The sequence below is a fragment of the Flaviflexus massiliensis genome, from assembly GCF_001375495.1.
GTDB classification, from domain to species: Bacteria; Actinomycetota; Actinomycetes; order Actinomycetales; family Actinomycetaceae; genus Flaviflexus; species Flaviflexus massiliensis.
The window spans coordinates 187285-209756 of sequence record NZ_LN831058.1 but is presented as its reverse complement, the minus strand read 5'-3'; the positions used below and the strand labels follow the sequence as shown (position 1 = coordinate 209756).

The 22472-nt window shown below is 61.2% G+C and carries 16 protein-coding genes and 1 pseudogene; 6 read left to right on the top strand and 11 right to left on the bottom strand.

The genetic code is table 11. The features are described 5' to 3' along the window. Position 1 precedes the first annotated feature (1 nt). Positions 2 to 1525 (top strand): xylulokinase, encoded by a 1524-nt coding sequence (locus BN1241_RS04840; RefSeq protein ID WP_054952574.1) that lies wholly within the window; start codon positions 2 to 4, stop codon positions 1523 to 1525. Positions 1526 to 1768: 243 nt separating this feature from the next. On the opposite strand, the pseudogene BN1241_RS13580 reads toward BN1241_RS04840, so the two are convergent. The 5 genes and pseudogenes from BN1241_RS13580 to BN1241_RS04815 form a co-directional block, all read right to left on the bottom strand. Further along, positions 1769 to 2011: pseudogene (locus tag BN1241_RS13580) on the bottom strand (dihydroxyacetone kinase subunit DhaK); the annotation flags it as partial. A gap of 556 nt (positions 2012 to 2567) precedes the next feature. Continuing rightward, complete coding sequence (locus BN1241_RS04830) at positions 2568 to 3644, bottom strand: zinc-dependent alcohol dehydrogenase (RefSeq protein ID WP_077138282.1); 1077 nt, start codon at positions 3642 to 3644, stop codon at positions 2568 to 2570. Then, positions 3641 to 5203, bottom strand: coding sequence for an FGGY-family carbohydrate kinase (locus BN1241_RS04825; RefSeq protein WP_054952571.1), 1563 nt, complete (start codon positions 5201 to 5203; stop codon positions 3641 to 3643). The genes BN1241_RS04830 and BN1241_RS04825 overlap by 4 nt, the downstream gene beginning before the upstream one ends. 436 nt (positions 5204 to 5639) lie before the next feature. After that, entirely contained in the window at positions 5640 to 6974 is a 1335-nt protein-coding gene (locus BN1241_RS04820; protein ID WP_054952570.1) for a dihydrolipoamide acetyltransferase family protein, read from the bottom strand. 21 nt (positions 6975 to 6995) lie between these two features. Next, positions 6996 to 9179, bottom strand: a complete 2184-nt coding sequence (locus BN1241_RS04815; protein WP_054952569.1) for an alpha-ketoacid dehydrogenase subunit alpha/beta — start codon at positions 9177 to 9179, stop codon at positions 6996 to 6998. Positions 9180 to 9379: 200 nt separating this feature from the next. On the opposite strand from BN1241_RS04815, the gene BN1241_RS04810 reads away from it, so the two are divergent. After that, positions 9380 to 10168, top strand: a complete 789-nt coding sequence (locus BN1241_RS04810) for a GntR family transcriptional regulator (protein ID WP_082418217.1) — start codon at positions 9380 to 9382, stop codon at positions 10166 to 10168. Between the two features lie 269 nt (positions 10169 to 10437). Here BN1241_RS04810 and BN1241_RS04805 read toward each other — a convergent pair whose 3' ends face one another. The 5 genes from BN1241_RS04805 to BN1241_RS04785 all read right to left on the bottom strand — a co-directional run bounded on the left by BN1241_RS04805 (position 10438) and on the right by BN1241_RS04785 (position 16080). After that, positions 10438 to 11211: an HAD-IA family hydrolase gene (locus BN1241_RS04805; protein WP_054952568.1), complete on the bottom strand. Its 774-nt coding sequence runs from the start codon at positions 11209 to 11211 to the stop codon at positions 10438 to 10440. Then, positions 11208 to 12071 (bottom strand): class II fructose-bisphosphate aldolase, encoded by an 864-nt coding sequence (locus BN1241_RS04800; protein WP_054952567.1) that lies wholly within the window; start codon positions 12069 to 12071, stop codon positions 11208 to 11210. Before BN1241_RS04800 ends, BN1241_RS04805 begins: the two co-directional genes overlap by 4 nt. A gap of 84 nt (positions 12072 to 12155) precedes the next feature. Beyond that, the gene (locus BN1241_RS04795) at positions 12156 to 12920 is read right to left on the bottom strand and encodes a triose-phosphate isomerase family protein (RefSeq protein ID WP_054952566.1); all 765 of its coding nucleotides are present in this window, start codon (positions 12918 to 12920) and stop codon (positions 12156 to 12158) included. Continuing rightward, positions 12921 to 14633, bottom strand: coding sequence for a dihydroxyacetone kinase family protein (locus BN1241_RS04790; RefSeq protein WP_054952565.1), 1713 nt, complete (start codon positions 14631 to 14633; stop codon positions 12921 to 12923). A 37-nt stretch (positions 14634 to 14670) separates the two neighbouring features. Continuing rightward, positions 14671 to 16080: a sn-glycerol-1-phosphate dehydrogenase gene (locus tag BN1241_RS04785; protein WP_054952564.1), complete on the bottom strand. Its 1410-nt coding sequence runs from the start codon at positions 16078 to 16080 to the stop codon at positions 14671 to 14673. A gap of 228 nt (positions 16081 to 16308) precedes the next feature. On the opposite strand from BN1241_RS04785, the gene glpK reads away from it, so the two are divergent. Continuing rightward, positions 16309 to 17808: a glycerol kinase GlpK gene (gene glpK, locus BN1241_RS04780; protein WP_054952563.1), complete on the top strand. Its 1500-nt coding sequence runs from the start codon at positions 16309 to 16311 to the stop codon at positions 17806 to 17808. Positions 17809 to 18116: 308 nt separating this feature from the next. Beyond that, positions 18117 to 18803 (top strand): DUF981 family protein, encoded by a 687-nt coding sequence (locus tag BN1241_RS04775; protein WP_054952562.1) that lies wholly within the window; start codon positions 18117 to 18119, stop codon positions 18801 to 18803. A 105-nt stretch (positions 18804 to 18908) separates the two neighbouring features. Here the strand turns inward: BN1241_RS04775 and BN1241_RS04770 are convergent, their stop codons facing one another. Continuing rightward, complete coding sequence (locus BN1241_RS04770; RefSeq protein ID WP_054952561.1) at positions 18909 to 20177, bottom strand: RuBisCO large subunit C-terminal-like domain-containing protein; 1269 nt, start codon at positions 20175 to 20177, stop codon at positions 18909 to 18911. A 382-nt stretch (positions 20178 to 20559) separates the two neighbouring features. On the opposite strand from BN1241_RS04770, the gene BN1241_RS04765 reads away from it, so the two are divergent. Together BN1241_RS04765 and BN1241_RS04760 are read left to right on the top strand one after the other, a co-directional pair. Continuing rightward, a complete protein-coding gene (locus BN1241_RS04765) occupies positions 20560 to 21423 on the top strand; it encodes a transketolase (RefSeq protein ID WP_054952560.1) in 864 nt (287 codons plus the stop codon). 2 nt (positions 21424 to 21425) lie between these two features. Further along, positions 21426 to 22370, top strand: coding sequence for a transketolase family protein (locus BN1241_RS04760; RefSeq protein ID WP_054952559.1), 945 nt, complete (start codon positions 21426 to 21428; stop codon positions 22368 to 22370). The last annotated feature ends 102 nt before the right edge of the window (positions 22371 to 22472 follow it).

The window sequence follows — 22472 nt, the reverse complement described above, 5'->3', positions numbered from 1 at the left end:
CATGTCGAACGAGAGCTACCTCATCGGCATTGATGCTGGAACGACCGGATGTAAGACCGTCATCTTCACGGAGGATGGCAAGCCGGTGGGAATGGACTACCGCGAGTACCCGTCACTGTTCCCGCAGCCGGGATGGATCGAGCAGTCCTACGATGACATTATTCCGCCGCTTGTCGAATCGTGCCGCGTTGCGATCAACAAGTCGCAGATCGACCGCAAGAAGATCAAGGGTCTTGCCTTCTCCTCGCAGGCACCGTTGCTGACGATGCTGGATGAGGAAGGCTTCCTCATGCGGGACTTCGTCTCCTGGCAGGACCTGCGCGGCGCCCCCTACATCCCCCAGCTGCGCGAAGCCTACGGTGCTGACAAGTTTTACGCTGAAACCGGCGACCCCCTCAACACCAACTCCGCCGCTCCCAAGTGGGCATGGCTCCGAGACAACGAGCCGGGGAACTTTGAGCGAGCACGCTGGCTCCTGTCCGAGCAGGAATACCTGCTCAAGCTCTGGGGTGCCGAAGACTACTGGACCGACCTCTCCTCGGCCTCCCGCGAGGGCATGCTCAACGTGGACACGATGGAGTGGTCGAAGGACGTTCACGATCTCGTAGGACTTCCGCTCGAGAAGCGCGCAAAGATTTCCACCACCCCGGGTCAAGTGGTTGGCGAGATCACCGGTGACATCGCGCTGCGTGCGGGACTGCCCGACGGTGTTCCGCTGTCGATCGGCGGTCACGACCAGAACTGCTCCACCTTCGGTGGCGGAGCTGTCAAGGGTGGCGACACGGTCATGGTCATGGGCACCTTCGGCTCCTGCTACGTCGTCATGGACGAGCCGAAGCGCGATCCTGCTCGCAAGCTCGTTGTGAAGCCCAACCACGGCATGGGTAACTGGACCATCGAGGCATTCTCGAATACCTCCGCCTCGGCCTTCCGCTGGTTCCGCGACACCTTCAGTGACCTGGAGACAGCGGCCGGTCTCGCCGTTGGTATTGATCCTTACGAGTTCATGACCCGCCAAGCATCCCAGTCCACGATCGGTGCCAACGGGGTGACGTTCCTGCCGTACCTGGCAGGAGCGGCAGGTGCCCGCCAGAACTCCGGCGCACGCGCGAACCTCTTTGGCATGTCCCTGTCCACCACGAAGGCCGATGTGGTGCGTGCAGTTCTCGAAGGAATCTGCTTCGAAATGAAGGACATCATTAACGCCCAGAAGGCCGCCGGCATCGACATTGAGACCATCAGGCTCGTCGGTGGCGCGGCAAAGTCGCCCGTCTGGAGCCAGATGCTGGCCGATGCGCTCGGACACCCGATCGAGATCCTCGCCAACGACCAGGCGGGCTGCCTTGGCGCTGCCATGTACGCCGGCGTCGGGGTTGGTGTCTACGACTCGTGTGAGGAAGCAGCGGAACGTGCCGTTGCCGTCTCGAGCCGCTACGAGCCCGACACCACGAAGGCCCGCGAGTACGATAGTGCCTTCGAAACCTTTGTTGAGAGCTACGAGGCTCTCGAAGGAAAGCTGTTCTAAAACGCTCGAGTGGGCTTTCCATGGAGCGCCACGGTGAACGGAAAGCCCACCAAGCATTGAGCGTTCTCCAGAGTTGATAGGAACAGGGCAGGGCCCCACCGAATGGTGGGGCCCTGCCGGATTGGTGAGGGAAGCTATCAGGTGCGGATAGCAATCTCCGCCGGAACTGCAACCGGCTCCCCCAAGTTCGTTGTCAACCTTGAAAAGCGTGAGGGAGGGCCCCGCCTTCTCCAGAGAGGTGCAGTACTCACCCACGTAGGGGCGCCACACCTTGATGCCCTTCTCTTCGAGCTTGCGGTGCGCAATGCCGTAGAGAAGGTACTGTTCGGAGATCGGGGTGCCGCCCAGGCCGTTGATCATGAGGGCAACCTCGTCACCGGATTCGAACGGAAGGTCTGGGACAACGGCGCCGAGAAACTCGCCGACGGTCGCGTCAGTCGAAGCCATCCTGTCGCGGTGGCAACCTGGCTCGCCGTGAATACCCACAACAACTCCCTTCCCGTCATCCGCGAAGGTGAAGATTCGCCGGGGAGTGGTACGGGAGGGCAACACCCGCGTTACGGACTACGAGTTCGTCTCAGCTCTCGAGGGATTCTCGAAGGCTCGAGACGGTGAATGACCGAGGTTGATATCGTCACCAAGTGGATCGAGCTTGGCAAAATATGTCGCGTCTCTCTCGATGTCCGCAATGGTCTGCACAACGAAACCTGAGTACTTGAGGTCTGCTGCGACGATGCTTTTGCGTTTACGGAAGCCGTGCAGATCGCCGGCCGTGGAAGGCGCGGAGGGCGGTGTCATCGTTGCCGCCGGCGCCTATGCGGCCTGCAATCCATAGTGTGCATTTTGAAGCGTTTGGTGAGAGTGCGGGGCGGTGTAGAAGCTCCGTCCAGCCTTGAAGGAAGGCTTGGTTGGAGGAGCGAACCTGAAACAGTCGGGGTATAGCGAGCGCTGAAGTGGCCGTGATGACAGGCTGTGGCCCGGACACAGCCCGGGCCACAGCCCTCTTCCCAAGTTTCCCAGCCAGGGAGATCCGAATGGGAGGTTAACCGCGTTGGAGGCGGGGTGGGAGGTCCCGGTCGAGCGGTGTACCACCGGGGGTGATGACGACCTTGACGCCGCGGCTCACCTCGTCAACTGCCTCATCCCATTCATCCATGCTCCGTACGGAGCCGATGACGGGCTCGAGGCTGAGGTGACCATTGCGGAGCAGGGCGAGCGCGGTGCGGAAACTGGAGGGGCGCTTGCCCCGGCATCCCACCACACCCAGCTCGTTCTGCATGATCGTCATCGCATCTACCACGAGAGGATCGCGGTAGAAGGCGACAAGGCCAAGCATGCCACCCTTCCGCAGATACGACAGACCATCGACAACCTGGGACACGGAGCCGGAGCATTCGAACACGTAGTCCGCTCCCATCCCGTCCGTGACCTCGCTGAGGAGGGCGCGAACATCGTCCGCCCCCGTGGAGACGGTCGCGAATGCGCCCGTTTCTCTCGCCACGGCGAGGCGTTCCTCGTGTCGGTCGAGGCCGACGACAATGACGCGCGCACCGACGGCGGTGGCAACCTGAGCGCAGAGATGCCCCATCGTTCCCGGCCCAATCACCACGACCGTGGAATCGGGACCCACATTGAAGGGGCCCTCGAGAACGGAATGGACGGCAACAGCGAGCGGCTCCAGGAGAGCACCCTCGAGCAGGGTCACGTTCTCGGGGAGCCGGTGGACGGCGTCAGCCCTGATCGTGATCTGTTCGGCGAGTCCGCCGTGGGCGGTGCGCCCAATCCCCGTGCGCTTTTCGCACCTGTTGAATTGTTCTGTGCGGCACCAGTGGCAGGACCGACACAGGTATGCATCGGTTTCCAGGACCACGCGGTCACCAATGGATGCGGAGAGTGGGATGCCGGGGAGGGGATCTCCCATGGCGGCCACCACGCCGCATACTTCGTGGCCGAGAATGCGGGGGATCATGCCGGTGGTTCCGGCGATCTCGTTCCTATCGGTTCCGCAAATGGCCGTTGCCGCCACGTTGACCGTGACTTCTCCGGGCCCCGGCTCGGGCAGGTCGGCCACCTCTTGGAGGCCAACCTGCCCGTCGCCGGTCTTCACAATTGCTCTCACGCTAGAGCAGCCTTTCGGGTGATTGCCTGGAGATCGTCCCAGACCTCCATGGTCGCAAGGCGCTGGCGCTTGTAGACATCGAAGAACTCGTCGTAGAGAGCGGTCTTCTTCGGGTCTGGTTCGTACATGCGGAGCGGATCAACCGTCTCGCGCACGCCCTCTTCGAGCGAGGAGAACAGGCCAACGCCGGTCGCTGCGCAGATCGCGGCACCCTTCGCACCGAATTCGGTACCAGCAGGAACAACCACGCGGCGGCCGAGCACGTCGGCGAAGATCTGGCTCCACACGGGCGAGTTCACGCCACCGCCGGCCATGTTGATCGTGTCCACCTTGACCGGGATGGGGTCGAGGCAGTCACGAATACCGTAGGCCACGCCCTCGTAGACGGAGCGGATCATTTCCCACCTGGTGTGGGCACCGGTGATGCCGTTGAAGGAGGCGCGGGCACTGGGCTTAATGAACGGAGCACGCTCACCACCCGGTGCGTTGTAGCCGTGGTACATGATGCCGTTCGAGCCGAGCGGCACCTTCTTCAGCTCCTGATCCAGGTAGCTGTACAGGTTCCGTCCCTCAACCGCACTCGCTTCCTCACGGAACTGGAGTCCGAACTCGCGCAGGAACCACTCGAGGTTCGTTGTCGCACTGTTCATGCCAAGTGAACGAATCCAGGTCTTGTCAGTGTGGGGAATCAGCCAGCCCACATCGGCCGGAGTGAACGCATTCTGAGGCTCATCGGTTGCGACGGTGACAATGCCCGCGGTGCCGATGACTGCCATGGCCGTACCGGGCTCGGCAACGCCACAGCCGAGGGAGGAGCAGGAAATGTCGACGCCGCCCTTGAAGACAGGGGTGCCGGGACGCAGTCCCGTCAGAGCTGCCGACTGTTCGGTGACCACACCAACCTGGTCGGTGTTCTTCTTGAGCTCGGGCAACCACTTCTTTACTTCGGTAATCCCGAAGGCTTCCATCAGCTCATCCGAGTAGGTGCGGTTGACGGTGTCGATACCCATGAGCGAATAGTCGGACGGATCGGAGAAGAGCTCACCGGACAGCTTGTAGCTCACCCAGTCCTTGCAGTACACGTTACGGATATCGTCGCGCTCGAGCAGTTCCTTCTGGTTCTCTATGCGCCAGCGCAAAATAGCGGAAGTGGTGCCGGCGTAGGGGCCACCACCCGTCATCTTAAACGTCGAGGACAGGGTGCCGTTACGGCCCCACTCGTCCACGATCTCGCCAGCGCGACCATCGGTCCACAAGATCGCTGGACCAACGGGGTTACCAGCGGTGTCAACGAGCCAGGAACCATCGCCCTGACCGGTGACAGCAACGGCCCGGATCTTGTCTGGAGTGATCGCGGAACCGGTCAGCGCTTCGGAGACGGCTCTGACGGCAGCCATCCACACGTCGTGCAAATCCTGCTCCGCCATGTAGGTCTGCGGGTTCGTGATCGGCACGATCTGGGCGGCCCGTGCGACCTCACGGCCCTCGAGGCTAAAGATTGTTGCTTTGACGACGGATGTTCCGGCATCAATTCCCATTACGTATTCCATAACGGCCATAGCTATGTTCCTCCTTGAACACAATGAACCTGCCGCTTCCTTGGCGGCGGTTGATGGAAAGAAAACGTGTCATTTTGTTGTGTGCCTGAGGGCGATCAGCCTCGCCCATATCCAGGCGGTTGCGAAGATCGGTCCGTGACGGACTGCTTCATTGCAGTGAAATCGTGACCCACGCGGTGCGGTGGGATTCGGGGGCATCTCAACCCCGGTTGTGAGGAACAGATGCCAAAACGGCTCTGAGAGCCAGGGGGTCGGGAAGCGGTGCGCTCGCGGACAGGGAATCATTGATGGTGAGTCAACGACCAGGACATAGAGATTGTTGGGTGAGTGGGGATGGGCTGTGAGGGGCTGCTCCGATCTTCCCGGTGTGATCTGGGACATGGTGGGATCTGGATACAGAACGGCCCACCACACTCGCGTGCGGTGGGCCGGACTACTAGATGAGCAGGCTGAAGGGGGATTCCAGCTGCTCGACAATGCGAGCTAGGAACTGGGCACCCAGTGCACCGTCAACGCTCCTGTGATCAACGGACAGCGACAGCTTCATGATCGTGCCGATCGCCAGCTCACCATCAACCACGATGGGCTGCGGGCTTGCGGAACCGACGGCGAGGATCGCTGCCTGCGGCGGGTTGATGATCGCGTCGAAGTCTTCCACCCCGAACATGCCGAGGTTGGAGACCGTCAGTGCACCACCAACGAGCTCGTCCTGCTTGAGGCGGTTCTCATTTGCCCGCGAGGCGAGGTCCTTGATCGAGGACGAGAGTGCGGAAAGTGCGAGCTGGTCTGCCTTTCGTACTACCGGGGTGACGAGGCCGCGCTCGGAAGCAACGGCAACTGCAACATCGACATCGGCTAGGCGGTACGCTCCCGCGTCATCCCACACCGTGTTGACCTCGGGGAACTCGGCCAGTGCCTTCGCGGCAGCCTTCACAACGAGGTCGTTGACAGAGATCCGGACCGGCGAGTTCTCATTCAGCTGCTTGCGCAGTGCCAGAAGATCATCGACCTTGACCGAGCGGCGCAGGTAGAAGTGGGGTGCTTCCCGCTTCGACTGCTGGAGGCGGCGAGCCACGACCTTGCGCAGACGCGAATGCTCCACAAACTCCGCACCCGGGTAGACGGATACGTCGATCGACGAAGCCTGCTCGGCAGGTTTTGCAGCCGGATCCTCGGATGCGGCGGGTGCAAGGGTCTGCGGCTGAGAGCCACGCTCTGCCACGGCCTTCTCGAAGTCGCGGCGGATGATGCGACCATTCTTGCCAGTGCCGGTGATCGTCGTCAGGTCGATGCCCTGTTCACGGGCCAGCCTGCGAACGATCGGGGTGACAAACAGTCGGCCACCGCCGGAGGCGGCAGGAGCCGGCGCTGCGTCTGCCACCGGTGCGGGGGCAGGCTGTTCGGGTGCTGGCTCGGACTTCTCCGTGGTGGAATCCGATGCTGGTGCCTCAGCGGGCGCGGATTCTTCCTTCATGGGCGCGTCCTGGCCCTTGGCGAGCGCGGTTAGGCGATCGGCCTCTGCGGGGTCCTCATCTGCACCCCGCAGGACGAGAATCGGGTCGCCTACGGGGACGGATGTGCCCGTCTCGACGAGCAGGGCGTGCACCACCCCATCATCGTTGATGTCAATGTCAACGACGGCCTTATCGGTCTCGACCGTTGCGATCGGGCTTCCTTCGGAGAGCTCGTCGCCTTCCTTGATGAGCCAATCTTCCAGGAGGGCCTCCTCGGCGTCAGCCGAGAGCCCGGGCATGGTGAAATACTGTGCCATTGAGTTTCTTCCTTCTGTGGCTCACATGTCGCGAAGGTCAACAAGTGCCTTCGCAACATCGTCAACGTCGGCGAGTGCTGCCGCTTCCAGGACCTTGGAGATGCTGGGGGAGGACTCGGAGCCATGCACGCGCATGACAGGAGCGTCCAGCCAGTCGAAGTAGCGGCGCTGAATCTCGTCAGCGAGCCAACCACCGTAGGAGGTGCCGGCGTTTGCCTGCTCGACAATGAGGATGCGGTTCGTCTTCTTGATCGACTCCTCGATGGTCTCCCAGTCGATGCTGGCCTTGTCGAGCCAGCGCAGGTCGATGACGTCAGCATCCACGCCAGTCTTCTCTACGGCATCGAGGGACTGCTGGACCATGGAGAGGTAGGAAATGACGGTGACGTCGGAGCCTTCGCGACGCAGAGCCGCCTTGCCCACGGGCAGGCAGAAGTCACGATCGTCCTTCGGGGCGAGTCCAGTGCTGCGGTACAGGTCGGCATCGTGCTCGAGAACGGCAACCGGGTCGCCGAGCTTCATTGCCGCGTTCAGCAGGCCAATGTAGTCGTGCGGGGTCGAGGGGGCGATGATGCGCCATCCCGGGTTCGTGGCGAGGATGCCGGCCGGGTCCATCGAGTGCTGTGAACCGTAACCGGTCCGGGTGCCGATCTTGATGCGCATGAGCATCGACATGGCGTGCTCACCGCCGAACATGTGACGGGCCTTGCCGATCTGGTTAAAGATCTGGTCCGCTGCCACCCAAATGAAGTCCGCGTACATGAGCTCAACAACGGGGTAGAGGCGGCCGTCGAGAGCTGCACCGCCACCGAGACCGGTAAATGCGGCTTCCGAAATTGGGGTGCCCAGAACTCGGCCGGGGAACGCTTCGGGAAGGCCCTTGGTTGCACCACGGGAGCCACCGTTGAGCTTGTGCACATCCTCGCCCATGACATAAATACGATCATCCTGCTCCATGCGGCGGTGCATGGTCGAGGCAACAGCGTCAAGGAACTTGGTTTCCGCGAGCTCGGAATCCGAGAACTCGTCAATTTCCTTGCAGTCCTCTTCCTTCACTGCATCGGTCTCGCCACGCAGGCCAACATCAAGGAACGCGACATGGGGCCACAGTTCGGGGCGGATGCGCTTGGAGCCGGGCTTACCATCCGGATCGTCCTCAAGGATCTTGTCGACGACGGTGGCCATGATGGCCTTGGCGTTCTTGCGGAGCTGCTTGACACCTTCCTCGTCGAGAATCTCGCGGCGCAGCAGGTGCTTTTCAATGAGGCGGATCGAATCGCGATCCTGCCACTCCTGCTCCTCATCCTTGGTGCGGTAACCGAAAGCAGAGCCGGGGATCGGACCATTCTGGTGGAAGAAGCGGTAGGTCAGTGCCTCAATGACGGTGGGGCCCTTGCCCGCGCGCATGTGCTCAAGAGCCTGCTCGGTCGCAATGCGGACCGCGACCGGGTCCATGCCATCCACGCGCCAGGAAGCAATGCCGAAGCCGGGACCGCGTCCCGAGAGACGGTTCTCGCCGGTTGCCTCATCGGCCGTCGTGGAGACCGCGTACTGGTTGTTCTCGATGAAGAACATGGTGGGCAGATCCCACGCAGCAGCGAGGTTCATTGCCTCGAGCGTGGAACCAATGTTGACGGCGCCATCACCGAAGTAGGTGATGGAGACGTTGTCGGTGCCGAGCACCTTCGAGTTGAAAGCGAAACCGGTTGCGAAAGGAACCGCGCCACCAACGATGGCGTTGGTGCCCATGGCACCAATTTCCTTCCACTGCAGGTGCATGGAGCCACCGCGACCGCGGCAGTAGCCATCCTTGAGACCAGCGATTTCGGCGAGGGTGCGGTATAGAACATCGTTGAGCTCGTCGCTCATATTCTCACGCAGGTCCAGACCATCCGGTGCAACCGCGTTGAAGGCCTTGGCGAGGAACTGGTGGTGGCCGCGGTGCGAGCCGTTGATCTGATCTTCAACGCGAAGCGGCAGGATCGACGCGACAGCGCCACCCTCCTGGCCGATCGAGGAGTGGGCAGGGCCGTTGATGAGCTTCTGCCCCGCCATGTCCAACACAGATTCTTCAAAGGCGCGAATGAGGTGAATCTGGCTCGCCATATTCACCAGGTCGGATGCTGATTGCTCGTCCCAATCCGCATCCGTGCTGGCAACTTCTACCCAGGGCACCTTGGATTGAAGCTTCGTGGTCTTCGGCATGTTGACATCCTTTGTCGTGATATTCCGGACTGTATTGCGCAGTGCCTTAAGCTAGTTCCAGCAAGTAAATCCTAAGTAACGGACTACTTGCGTGCTACGTTGCATGGCTAGCTTACAGTCATCGGGCTACGCGTGCTATACAATTGCTTACAAGTGTACACGAGGCTAGACAGCGTTGGTCAAGAGAGGATTCGATATCGATGGCTTCCAATATTATTCCGGTGGTGGCAAGCCCCGAAGCGGTCGAGAAAAAGGCGTCCAGAACCCTTGATCGAAGCTCCTCCGTCCCGCTGTATGTGCAGCTCGGTGAGATTCTGCGCGAGCGCATTCATTCGGGCGAGTGGAAGCCCAATCTCAAGATTCCGTCCGAGCACGAGCTTAACCGGGAATATGGGCTGAGTCGCATGACTGTCCGCCAAGTCCTCACCACGCTCGTTAACGAGGGGCTGCTGTTCCGGGTTCAGGGCAAGGGTACGTACGTTGCTCCCGGCAAGATCTCCGCGAAGTCGCCCGCCTACACGGGCATGAGACAGCAGCTTGAAGAAGCCGGCTACACAACCTCGACCGAGCTGATTGATGCGACCATTGAGCCAGCAGGCTCCTACCTCGCTGAGCATCTGCAGCTTGCAGAAGGCGAACAGGTCGTGAAGATCGCTCGCCTGCGCAGGGCGGAGGATGCTCCCATTTCCATCCACATTTCCCACGTCCCCCTGCGCCTTGCACCGGACCTGCTTGACCGTGACTCAGCCTCCGAGCAGCTCTGCGTCATTCTCGATCGGGAGTACGATCTGACGATGGGGAAGGTGGAGGAGACCCTCGAATCGACGCGAGCCTCCACGTCCGAAGGCAAGCTTCTCACCATCAATCCCGGTGAACCGATCCTGCTTCTGCGACAGAAGGTCTCAACTCCCGAGGGTGTTCCGTTCGAATACACGAGAATCCTCCTCCGCGGAGACAGAATCCGGCTCACCTATTCCTACGACATGTAGTTCTTCGTCCCAACGGCACGTCCTTCTCGTGGGACGGTGAGTGAAGCTCCTTCGTGCAAAAGTGAGTGCAACTCCCGCTGCATCCCTGACGGGTGAATGACGTGTGAGTGGTTTGCGAGAGTACAAAGATGAGCGCCCGGCATGTGCCGGGCGCTCTGACCTATCAATTGGAATTGTGGGGCGTTTTCTTTCCGCCCCCGGTGATCCGGGGCAACGGATCGCGCGCTGAGTGTTTGTCCTTCACCCGTTTGACGCCAAGGACAAACCAGTTAGCTGGTGGGGATGGGGAGGGCGAGGACCTTCTCGAGAGACTCGACGGTCACGATGCCGTTGTCGAGGACGTCTTCGCCTTCGCGAATCGTGGCGGGTTCGCCCGGTTCACCCAGGTTGCTGACCACGGTTGTGGCGTTGGGGAATTCCTCGTTCACGGTGAAGGTCGACAGGGTGACGATGTAGCGGGTATCGGCAGCGGCAGCTGCCTTCGCTCCCGTGTTCGAGTCTTCAACGATGACGACATTTTCCTTGTCGACGCCGATCACGTTCATCGCCATCAGGTAGATGTCGGGGGCGGGCTTCTTCGCGGGAACCATGTCGCCGGCAAAGACACCCGAGAGGCGCTCTCGCTGCTCGCGACCGATCACGGCGGTCAGCACTGCTTCGACGCTCTTGAGTGCGGAGGTGGAGGCCACGGCGACCTTCCAGCCAGCATCGAGTGCTTGGGCGATGATGCGGGCGACGCCGGGACGGCCGGGGAGGAGACCGTTCTCAACGCGCTCGACGTAGCGTGCCGACTTTTCCTTGTGCACCTTGAGAACGAAGTCTTCGAGAGGCTCCGGGAGGGACTCTTCGAGGCCCGGGTTTTCTTTGATGTAGGCGATGAAGCGTTCCTTACCGCCACCAACAGCCAGCAGCCTTGCGTACTCGTCCTGGCTCCACCGGAACGGCAGGTTGAAGTGCTCGAAGGTTTCGTTGAATGCGACGAGGTGGCCGTCGAGTTCGGTGTCGGCGAGGACGCCGTCACAGTCAAAAATCAGTGCCTTCACTTGGCTGCCTTTCCTTCGGAACGGAAGATCTTCGCGTAGTCCCGCATGACCTGCTCGGAGGCCTTCTCGATCTCGGCGAAGAGCTTGACGGGCTCCCACTTGTCGTTCGCTTCGCAGTCCTTCAGGTAGGCGAGAGCGGACTTCATGTATGCGTGCTTGAGGGCGGTGGAAATGTTGATCTTCGAGACGCCGTTGTCGATGAACTCGTGGAACTGAGCATCGGTCAGGCCGGTGCCGCCGTGGAGGACGACGGGAATGTCGTACTTATCGCGGATCTCGGTCACGCGGTCGGGCTGGAGGACCGGATCGGACTTGTACTGGCCGTGGGCGGTTCCGAGTGCCGGGGCGAGCATGTCCGTGCCCGTTTCCTTGGCGACCTCGATGAGCTGGTCAACCGTGTATGCGTGGGTTGCTTCGTCCGAGCCAACACCGTCTTCAACACCGAGAATGTTCTCGATTTCGGATTCGACAGTGACGCCGGCCGCGTGGCATTCCTTCACGACCTCGGCGGTTTCACGGCGAGCGGTCTCCAGGTTACGATCGGAGGCATCGAACAGGACCGAGCTCCAGCCCTTTTCGACACAGAGGGAAATGACCTCGCGGTCGGGGCAGTGGTCGAGGTGGAGAGCGACACCAACCGAGGCGTTCTCGGCAGCGACCTTCGCGGCCGTGACAAGTACGTCAGCACCCGCGCTCTTCACGGTCTTGACGGAGGTTTGGAGGATCACGGGGGAACCTACCTCGTCCGCGGCGCGGACAATGGCGGCGATGGTCAGCGGGTCCACAATGTTGATGGCAGGGACCGCGTATCCTCCCTTTTCTGCTTCACGTAAAAGATCGAGCGTGTTTGCGTATGGCATGGTTTTCTCCTTGCTGGTGGACTGCTAGTGGGGTGGTGGGCCGCTTCCGGCCCACCACGCGTCTTCGCGTACGGGGTACGCGATTTATTGATGTTGTGAGTTTTCGACTTCGGCAACGCTGTCGAGGAACGTGTGGGGATCGAGGCCGGCGCGACCGAGGAACACACCATCCGGGACACCGGCAGGATTGCCCTGGCCGGCTTTGACGATGGCGGCGTAGGTGCCGGACTTGGCGCTGCCACCGTAGACGATCCGGGATGATCCGGGACGGGACGACAGCAGGTCGTTGACGATCGCGATCGCGCCAACCACGTGCTCGGGCGGGGCAGCATCTGCCACCCCGATTGCCCAGGCTGGCTCGTAGGCGATGAGCAGATCGGCTTCGGGACTGATTGCACCCAGAATGTAGCCAAGTTGCTCGCTGACGACTGCCCTGATGTCGTCGTCTCGGTTTGCTTCGCCCGCGATGATGATCGGAACGATCCCGTTCTCGGAAGCCCTCGCGGCCTTCTCGGCCACAAGTTCCCATGTCTCCCCGTAGTCCCGTCGCCGCTCTGGGTGGCCGAGCATGACATACCGGCATCCCAGTCCAGCAAGTAGTTCGGCCGTGACGTCACCGGTGTGCGGGCCGGGTGTAAACCGCGACAGATCCTGCACGCCCACATCCATTCCCGTACCTTCCAGCCAGGTCCTCATGAGCGGGAGGATCGGGTGGGGTACGCAAATGTAGTGGCCGGTGCCCCGGCCATCGCCGAGGGCTTCACGGACAACGTCCGCCCATGCCTTCGCTTCCGCGACGGACTGGTAGGCCTTGGAACTGAATCCGGCAACGGGACTGGGGAGAGACATTTAGAGCTCCTGACCGATAGCGTCGATGATGTAGGCGAGAGAAACGGCGCCCGGGTCGGCGTGACCGACGGAGCGCTCGGCGAGCGGGCGTGCGCGACCAATCTTCGGAGACAGCTGGGCCGTCTTCTTCGCTGCGCCCACGGCTACGAGGGCGGCACGGTTCCACTTCTCCTTCAGCGTTCCCTCACCCTTCACTTCGGCCTCGAGGGCGTCAACGAACGGCAGGAGCGCGTCAAGCATGGTCTTGTCGCCCAGCTGGGCGCCGCCCGCTGCGAGCAGCGCATCGGCAACCTGGTGAACAATGCTTGCAACTTCCTGATCCGAGGGCAGGTCCGTGTCACCGACACCCTGACCGGCAGCTCCCAGGAGAACACCCCAGAGGGCCCCGGAGGTACCGCCGGCGGTTGCTGACCAGGCTTCACCCGCACCGGCGAGGGTCGTGCCGGCACCGGCACCGTCTCCAACCAGGCGCTTCGCTGCCACGGTGGCGTTCTCTGCGCCGCGGTGCATACCGATGCCGTGGTCGCCGTCGCCAGCGATTGCATCGAGCTTGCCGAGCTCAGCGGACTTCTCATCCAGCAGCGCTGTCACCTTGTCGAGGGTTTCCGCGATTGCGGAAGCGAGCTTCTGCGAATCAGCCGAGCCTTTTTCGGTGACCTCGAGCTTCGTCGGCTCCTGGGAGAGCTCGCCGAGGTCGTCGCGCATGGCCGCGTTGTCGACCGAGCCGCGACGGTAGGCGGGGGTGTCAACCGGGTCGTTCCAGAGCGACTCGAGTTCGTCATCAACCCAGAAGAGGGTGAGGGAGATGCCGGACATGTCCAGCGAGGTAGCGAATTCGCCCACCTCACCGTCAACGACCGTGAGACCGGCTTCTTCGAGAAGCTTGTTGACCGCACGGAAGGTGACGAACATTTCCTCGTACTTGGCTGCGCCGAGGCCGTTGAGGAGGGCGATGACGCGACCGTCGTTACCCTCGGGGCGTTCCTCGAGAAGCCTGTCAACGAGCAGCTTGGCAACCTCATCGGCCGTGCCGAGGGGCTCCTCGGAGATGCCGGGCTCGCCATGAACACCGAGACCAATCGCCATCTTCCCTTCCGGGACGGTGAAGAGCGGTTCGTCAGCACCGGGCAGGGTGCAGCCGGAGAACGCAACACCGAGGGTGCGGGTCCGGCTGTTTGCCTTGTGGAAGACAGCCTCAACTTCGTCGAAGCTCAGGCCGCGCTCAGCGGCAGCGCCCGTGGTCTTGAAGATCGGTACCCAGCCGGCGATGCCGCGGCGCTTCTCGATCTCGTCCGGTCCTGCCGAAGCAATGTCGTCGGTCGTGACGACTGCCTTGGCAAGGATGCCCTGGGCGGTGAGCTGTGCGGCAGCATCCCCGAAGTGGAGGACGTCGCCCGCGTAGTTACCGAAGGCGATGAGGACGCCGCCACCGCGTTCAGCGGCCTTGGCGACGCTCACTGCCTGGGCTGCGGAGGGGGAGGAGAAGATGTTGCCCATGACAACACCGTCCGCCATGCCGTGCCCAACCCAGCCCGCGAAGGCAGGGTAATGGCCGGTGCCGCCGCCAATAACGAGGGCAACCTTGTTTTCTGGGGTCTTGGTGGCGCGAACTGCGCCGCCGTACAGGCCGCTGACGTGCCGCTTGTTGGCGAGCAGGTAGCCTTCGGCTGCTTCGTTGGGGAAGTTTTCTGGATTGTTGAATAGTCGTGTCATGGTCTCACTCTCGTCGTTGAGGTTGTGCGAGTTTGCATCACTTCAGCTCCCTGGCTTCCCAGGTTTCAAGGGTCCCGTTGGGGCCGAGGAGGGAATCAATGATTCCCGGCAACACTCCGGTCTCGGCAGCGAGATCGAAGCTGGTGTAGCGGTCGCGGCTCGTACGGAGCCGCAGGAAGTCCGTAATGATTTGTTCCTGGCTGAGCTGGAACTGGCTCGGATGATCGTAAGCGCGCGCCGCAAGAAGATTGTCCCGGATTTCGGATGCGGGGCGCATGAGTTCGCGCAATTCGACCTTGAGGTCTTCCCAGATGTTCACCGCGGTCTCGAGCTGGGACTGCAGGAGTTCCCGATCCGGGTACTTCTTGGGGAGCTGGGAATGAGCAACGTTCTTCAGGGGAGAGTCGCCATGCAACCGGTCCGCCTCCGCGAGAGCCGCCTCGAGGGGAGGCCACTGCTCGAGCAGGGTGGGGATGGAGATCTCGGTGAGATCGAGTTCGAGAAGCCTGTCGTAGAAGGCCGCGACGAGGACGGAGCCAACCCCGACCTTGGCGCCGTGCGAAAGCGGGGGATCGTAGTCGAGCCCCACGTGCTCCATTTCCCACAGGTGGCTAAACATATGCTCGGCCCCCGAGCCGGGGCGAGAAGAATTGTAAGCCTGGATGGCAAGCCCGGACATGAGAAGCCCAACCGTCAGTGACGGCAGTGCCGACCTGTCGCGATTGCCAACGCCCGCGGGATCGGCCAGTGCCGCGACAACGGATCGTGCCGACATGTCCCAAATATCGGAGTCGATCGATTCGACACCGAGCGCATCGGCGACCCGCCAGTCCGCGAGCGCCGAAATCTTCCCGATCATGTCCCCAAAGCCCGAGGCCCACATGATCTGCGGGGCGGTTTCGAGGATGTCGAGGTCCATGACCACGCCCACCGGTGCGGCACACGGGATGTTCTGCTTGAAGCCGTCCTTGGAGATCGAGGCGCCGGCAGCCGTGTAGCCATCCATGGAAGGGGCGGTACCCACGACCCAGTAAGGGCGGGAGAGCTGATGTGCGGCGAGCTTGACCGCATCGTTGATCGTGCCGGAGCCAACCGCGATCGGGAGAGTATCCGTGCGAGTTTCGAGGAGCTCCCGGACTCTGTTAACAAGCTCGATGTTGGCATAGGGGCGGGGGTTTGCAGGCAAGATGATCGGTTCGGCCTGGGCTAGCCCACTCGTTCTCACCGCTTCGGTGATGGCTTCGTACGCGACACTCCACGTGTTCTCGTCAGCAACAAACACGACCGGCGTGTTTCCGTGCTGGGCGGTGATGAGGGGGCCAAAGTCTCGTGCCACTCCGTAGCCGAAGCTGACGACCTTGGTGGTGCCGGTTCGCGTGAGGGCACGGGCGATGAGCTCGTTGCCGTCTGCGATCTGCGAGTCCACATCACGTTGCGCACTGTTCATGGTTCTCCTGCCGGTGGGGAAGTGGTGTCCGGGGCGTTTTCCAACTGCTGCTGCACTGCGCGCATATTGGTTCTTACCAAACTGTTGACACGTAACATGACTATACAAGTATGATCATGGTTGCGCAATGTTTCTGCGATGAAGAGAAACAGACTTGGGAAGTCATGCAAGTAGCTTGCAATGCGCAGGAATAAGCCAATTAACCCGAACTCGAAGGCGAGGAAATTTATGGCTAAGCATATTCTGGCGGTGGATGGTGGCACGACCAGTGTCCGCTCCCTGCTCCTGGACGACAAGTTTGAGATCATTGATGTTGCTCAGAAGGAGATCACCCAGCACTACCCGCGTCCGGGCTGGATTGAGCACAACCCTGAGGAACTCGTCGCTTTCCAGCTGGAAACGATGCGCGCGGTACTCCGCAACAACGGCGTTCACCCTTCCGACGTGCACGCCGTCTCGATCACCAACCAGCGCGAAACTGCCCTCGTGTGGGACCGCGTGACGGGCGAACCAGTCTACAACGCCATCGTGTGGGCCTCCCGTCAGTCCAATGATGTCATCGAGAAGTGGCGCGACCAGGGGCTTGACCCGATTATTCGCGAAAAGACCGGCCTGATTTCCGATGCGTACTACTCGGCATCGAAGATTGCCTGGATCCTCGACAACGTCAAGGGCGCTCGTGAGCGCGCCGAGCGCGGTGAGCTCATGGCCGGCACGGTTGACTCGTGGCTGATTTACAACTTCACCGGGAAGCAGCGCTTCGTCACCGACGTGTCGAACGCGTCCCGCACCCAGATGTTTAACCTCTCGACCCTTGACTGGGACGATGAACTGCTTGCCGCCTACGGCATTCCCCGCACGATGCTTGCCGAGATCCAGCCCTCTGACGGCGACTTTGGCGATCTCAGTGCATCGTTTGGAACCGCCATCCCCATCGCCTCCGTCATGGGTGACCAGCAGGCCTCCCTCTTCGGTCAGGCCGCCTTCGAGCAGGGCCAGACAAAGATGACCTACGGAACCTCCGGTGTCATTGTCATGAATGCCGGTGACAAGCCGAAGCTCGTTGAGGGCGTGGTGTCCTCGACCGCTTGGCAGGCTCAGGGCACTCCCGTGTACGAAATCGAAGGCACCGTGTTCTCCATGGGTCAGACCATGAAGTGGCTCCGTGACGAACTGAAGATCATCCATGATGCGAAGGACTCCGAATGGTACGGCGGCCAGGTTGGCTCCACCCACGGCGTCTACCTCGTCCCCGCCTTCACCGGCCTTGCCGCCCCGCACTGGGATCCCTACGCACGCGCCAGCATCGTTGGCATCTCGAACGCAACAACCCGCCTTCACGTCATCCGTGCCGCGGTCGAATCGATGGCCTTCCAGACGAGGGACCTCGTTGATGCAACGCTGACCGATAAGGATCTGCAGATCCCCGATCTGCGCGTCGACGGTGGAGCGGTCAACAACAACATGCTCTGCCAGCTCCAGGCTGACATCCTCGGCATCCCCGTCATCCGCCCCAAGGTTACCGAAGCAACGGCACTCGGTGCGGCGTGGCTTGCGGGCATGAGCACCGGGATCCTTGACGGTTTCGACCAGGTGGCCGACCTGTGGAAGGTTGACCGGACCTTTGAGCCTCAGATCTCGGAGGACCAGAGGGAAGAAATGTACGACGGCTGGAAGCTCGCCGTCGAAGGGTCGAAGGGCTGGGCGAAAAAGGTCAGGACCGTCTAGCCTCTTCGATCGTCACCATGGTGGTGTGGTGACGAACTGGGAACCCGCCTTGCGGGGCTCCCACCGTTGACACTTGGGAAAGTGATTCAACAACACACTGTTGGGCATGGCTGCGCCTTCTCGCGCGGTCATGCCCAACAGCTCGTCATGCGACAAGATGTCACCCCGTTAATCAACAGGATCTAGCTGGGAGACAGATGTCTCCTTTCCCATGCATATGCGACAACCTGGGTATAGGGTTATGAAGTCTTCGCTCGAGTGCGGAACGCTGATATGCGTGTCTGCACTTTTTCAATGAAGGAGAAAAGTTGAGCAACAATACTATTTTGACCGTCGCGGTTGGTGCCGCACTGGTCGGCTTCGCAATCGTGCTGCGCAAGCTCGTGCGCCGCGAAGCAATCAACAGCGAGGCCTGGGCAGGCCTGTTTGGCGTCACTGGTCTCATCACCCTGATCATCGGTGTTCACACAGCACTCGTGTGGCCCTACGGCGAGGGCGAACTTGCCTACGCAAATATTGAATTCGGTGAGCCTGCCGTTGGATTCGGTGCGCTCCTGCTGTTTGCCACCGTCTACCTGTGGCGCAACCGCATCCCCGCCGAAGCGGATCCGGTCCAGACCTCCAAGGAGCTCTTCGCGGCACTCCGTCCCGCCGGCATCTTCGTGGGCTTCCTCGGAATTGGCATGATCTTCCTCGCCTTCGCCTGGATCCGTTTCCAAATGGGTGCGGCACCCGAGTTTGAACCGGTCTCCGGTAACTTCGGCCAGTGGCCGTGGCTCGAGGCAATCTTCCTCGCTGGCCTGTGGGGCCTCGTCGCAGTCGGCGCCGTTCTCTTCCCCTTCGCCCTCAAGAATCCTGACGGGAAGATGATGACCGTGGTGATCTTTACCTTCGGTCTCGCTGGCGTGGTCTTTGCACTCTTTGGTGCGTTGAACTTCTACACGCACATCGGAATGAACTACAACCTCGCCAACGGAACCCTGCACCGCTGGTAAGCGATTCTGGTACGACACAAAGGCAGTGGGCACGCCAAATGGCGTGCCCACCGCCTTATTGAATTGTAGAGAGTGTCGGTGCAGTGCTCGGCTGAGCGCTGCTAGCTAGATTCCAGTCCCGAAGGCCTCCAAAGCCTGAGCGAGCTCCTCATGTTCCTTGGCTGCCTCGACGACAGGGCGGCCTTCCACGACCGCGTCGATGGCTTGGCGCATGGCGGTGGCTCCCGAACGGGAGCCACCTGGGTGACCGTGGACGCCACCACCGGGAGAGAGCGCGATGTCGTGGCCGAGGTCTCCCACGTACTTCTCCACCATGCCCGGGTGGACGCCGCCACCGATCAGGGGGAGGGTGGGCTTGAGCCCAGCAACCGGTGCGCGGAGGGCGCTGACGGTTTGACGATAGGTTCCCGTTGATAGGGGGTATCCGCCCCACGGGGTGAGGATCATGGCCATGTCTGACCCCGCCAGCCTTGGTAGCTGGCCGGTGGCAATGGCTCCCGCCATGCCCGAGTGGGGACTCTCAATGAATGGGCCGGTCCCGGCGAAGTGTCCGAGAACGGGAAGACCCACGGCATCGCGAATCATCTGGACCGCGCCGTAACCCGTTGCGGAATAGTTGATCATCAGGGCAGTGGCACCCTCGTCGGCACAGACCTGCGCGTCCTTGAGCATCCGATCCGGCCGGCCGGTGATGTTCACGGCATAGGGGACGGTTCGGCCCGTCTCTTCCTTCACCCGCTCGGCTTCCCTGCGGAAGGCGCGCACGCGATCCACCGGGGTTGAACCGATCGTGTGAGTCAACACCTCGTCATCCTTGATGATGTCGGCGCCGCCGAGCGCAGTCTCGCGGAAGATGGTTGCGGAATCCTCGATGGTCATGCCAATGCAGGGCTTGATCATCGACAGTAGGAGCGGGCGATCGCGGACTCCCGTGAGCTCCCGAATCCCGTCAAGGCCAAATGCTGGTCCGCCAGCCGCCTCATGGAAGGAACGGGGGAGCTCAAGCTCCACGAGCTTTGCCAGAACCGAGGTGGAGGCGTCATTACCAAGCACCGTTGTCAGCAGGGTGGGAATGTCGCCGCCGAGATTTGCAGAAGGAACTCCGATGGTCATGAGGGCGTACCGAGCGGCGGTCCCATCGGGAACAGCAACATCGACAGAAGGAACTTCAATCACCCGGATGACCCGGCCCTGATGCTCCCTCCTCATCCGTTCCGTGACGCCAGGGACATCAACCCACGTGCCGGTTGTCTGCCCGACAGCGAGTTTCGCGGCGGCAGCATGAGGGTCGAATCCTTCCGGAACTGACATGAGATAGGTGGCGTGAACGAGCTCCACGTCGTCAGCCTTCTGGAACCAGACATCGTTGTCCATGATTGTCCTTTGTGAGTACACCAACGAGAACCGCTATCAGCACATCTCGTATAGTCATGTATAGGTAAACCATTGCTAGTCTCTCACGGCGCGTAGTGTCGCTCAAGTAGAAAACGCGAACCGCGGCCAGGATTTCACCCGAAATTCTGCGAAGCCCCCGAAGTTGGGAAGGCTGCGGGGTGAAAGGCTGCCTGCTTCGGGGCTGTCAGATACTCATTCCCAGGTGTTAATGCCCTGGTCAGGTGCCTAAAATTCGTTAGCTTGTACATGGTTGTATTGACGAGACTATACAAGTTTGGTCTAATGGTGGAGACAATGAAGTTGAAGGCTGTGGTGGCGACCCTCGGGACGTGTGTCTAAGTCATAGGACAGGGTGATTTCAATGAGCGTGGTGGCTCAGGCTGATCAGGTAAATACCAGGAGCTCGGCATTACTTGCTGCTCGGGCTCGACTCAATGTGGTGCGGATGCTCGAGGCAACTCCGGCCGGTCACGTGGGCGGTGCGCTCTCGTGCATCGATGCCGTCGCGGTTCTCTACAGTGACTTCCTCAATGTGGCGCCGGACCGCATCGACGATCCGATCCGGGACAGGTTCCTGCTGTCTGCCGGGCACAAGGCCCTTGCCCAGTATGCGGTGCTCGCGGAGCAAGGATTCTTCGACAAGGCCATTCTCGATACGTACGGCCTGGCCAACACCGCCCTTGGCGGGCATCCGGACATGCACAAGCTTCCCGGAATCGAGGGAAATACTGGCGCGCTCGGGCACGGGCTCGGACTCGGTGTCGGCATGGCGCTGGGCCTGCGCGAGACGGATGCTCACGTGTACGTGGTCATGGGCGATGGGGAGCTCGCCGAAGGTTCCAACTGGGAAGGTGCGGCCATGGCCGCCCACTACGGGGTCGATAACCTGACTGCGCTCGTTGACGTCAACGGCATGCAGATCTCCGGCACCACGGCAGAAGTCATGAACATGGAACAGATTGGCGCCAAGTTCGAAGCCTTCGGATGGAACGTGACCGAGATTGGCGGCCACGACCACGAGGTACTTCACCGGGTGCTGAGTGAAGAGCCCAAGCCTGGAGTTCCCACCGCAATCATTCTCCGCACGATCAAGGGATGTGGAATTTCAGAAATTGCCGGAACCGTGGGCTCCCACTACTGGAAGCCCAACGCCGAGCAGCTCGCGGTAGCCAGGACCGAAATCGAAGAAGCCATCGCAGTGCTGGAATCAGCAGAGGAAAAGTAGTCATGACACAGACCATTCAGCACGTAGACCCGCGCAAGACCTTCGGCCAGGCCGTTGCCGCACTCGCGGAGGACAACGAACAAGTCGTTGTCCTCTCCACGGATTCGGGAAAGAGTTCCGGCTTTGGTGACTTCGCAGCTTCTCAGCCCGATCGTTACTTTGAGATGGGGATCGCTGAACAGGGAGCGACCGCTGTTGCAGCGGGACTCGCAACAACGGGACGCATCCCCGTCTACTGCGCGATCGCGCCTTTCGTGACAAGCCGTAACTTTGAATTCTTCCGCAATGACGTGGGCTACATGGGGCAAAACGTCAAGATCGTGGGCAGGAACGGTGGCTTCACATACTCCGAGCTTGGGTCCACCCATCATTCGCTCGAAGACTATGCCCTGACGGGCTCCATTCCAGGCGTCACGGTTCTCGCGCCGGGCGATGCGGGGGAAATGCGAGCAGCCTGCGCCGCCATGATCGCCCACGAAGGACCGGTCTACATGCGTATCGGAGCCGGCTCGATCCCCGACTACGGGGAAGAGCGCGAATTTGTAATCGGTAAGGGCTACTACGTGACCGAAGGCCCTGACCTGACCGTTGTTACCACCGGCTACACCTCCACCTATGTCCGGCAGGCTGTCGCCGAACTGCGTGAGGTGGGTGTCGAAGTGGATCTCATCAACATGCCGACAGTCACCCCGATCGACCGCGACATCATCCTTGAATCTGCGAAGAAAACCGGGGCGGTCCTCACCGTTGAAGAGCACTACGAGTTCGGCGGGCTCGGGTCCCGGGTTGCGGAGCTACTCGCATTTGCCGGTGTTGCGAAGCTGACCAAGGTGGCCGTGGCACAAGAGAATCAGCCCTCAAGCACCTGCGAGGACCTGCTGGAAAGAAATGGCCTCGACGTGCCCGGGATCAAGCAATCCATCCTTGATGCCATTGAAAACAAGTAGGATGAGGGATTAATGCTGGTCAACGACGATGGCAGACTGCTTGACGCAGTCACACTACGACTGGGTGCAGAGCAAAAGCGTTGACGGCTGAGGTAACGAGGT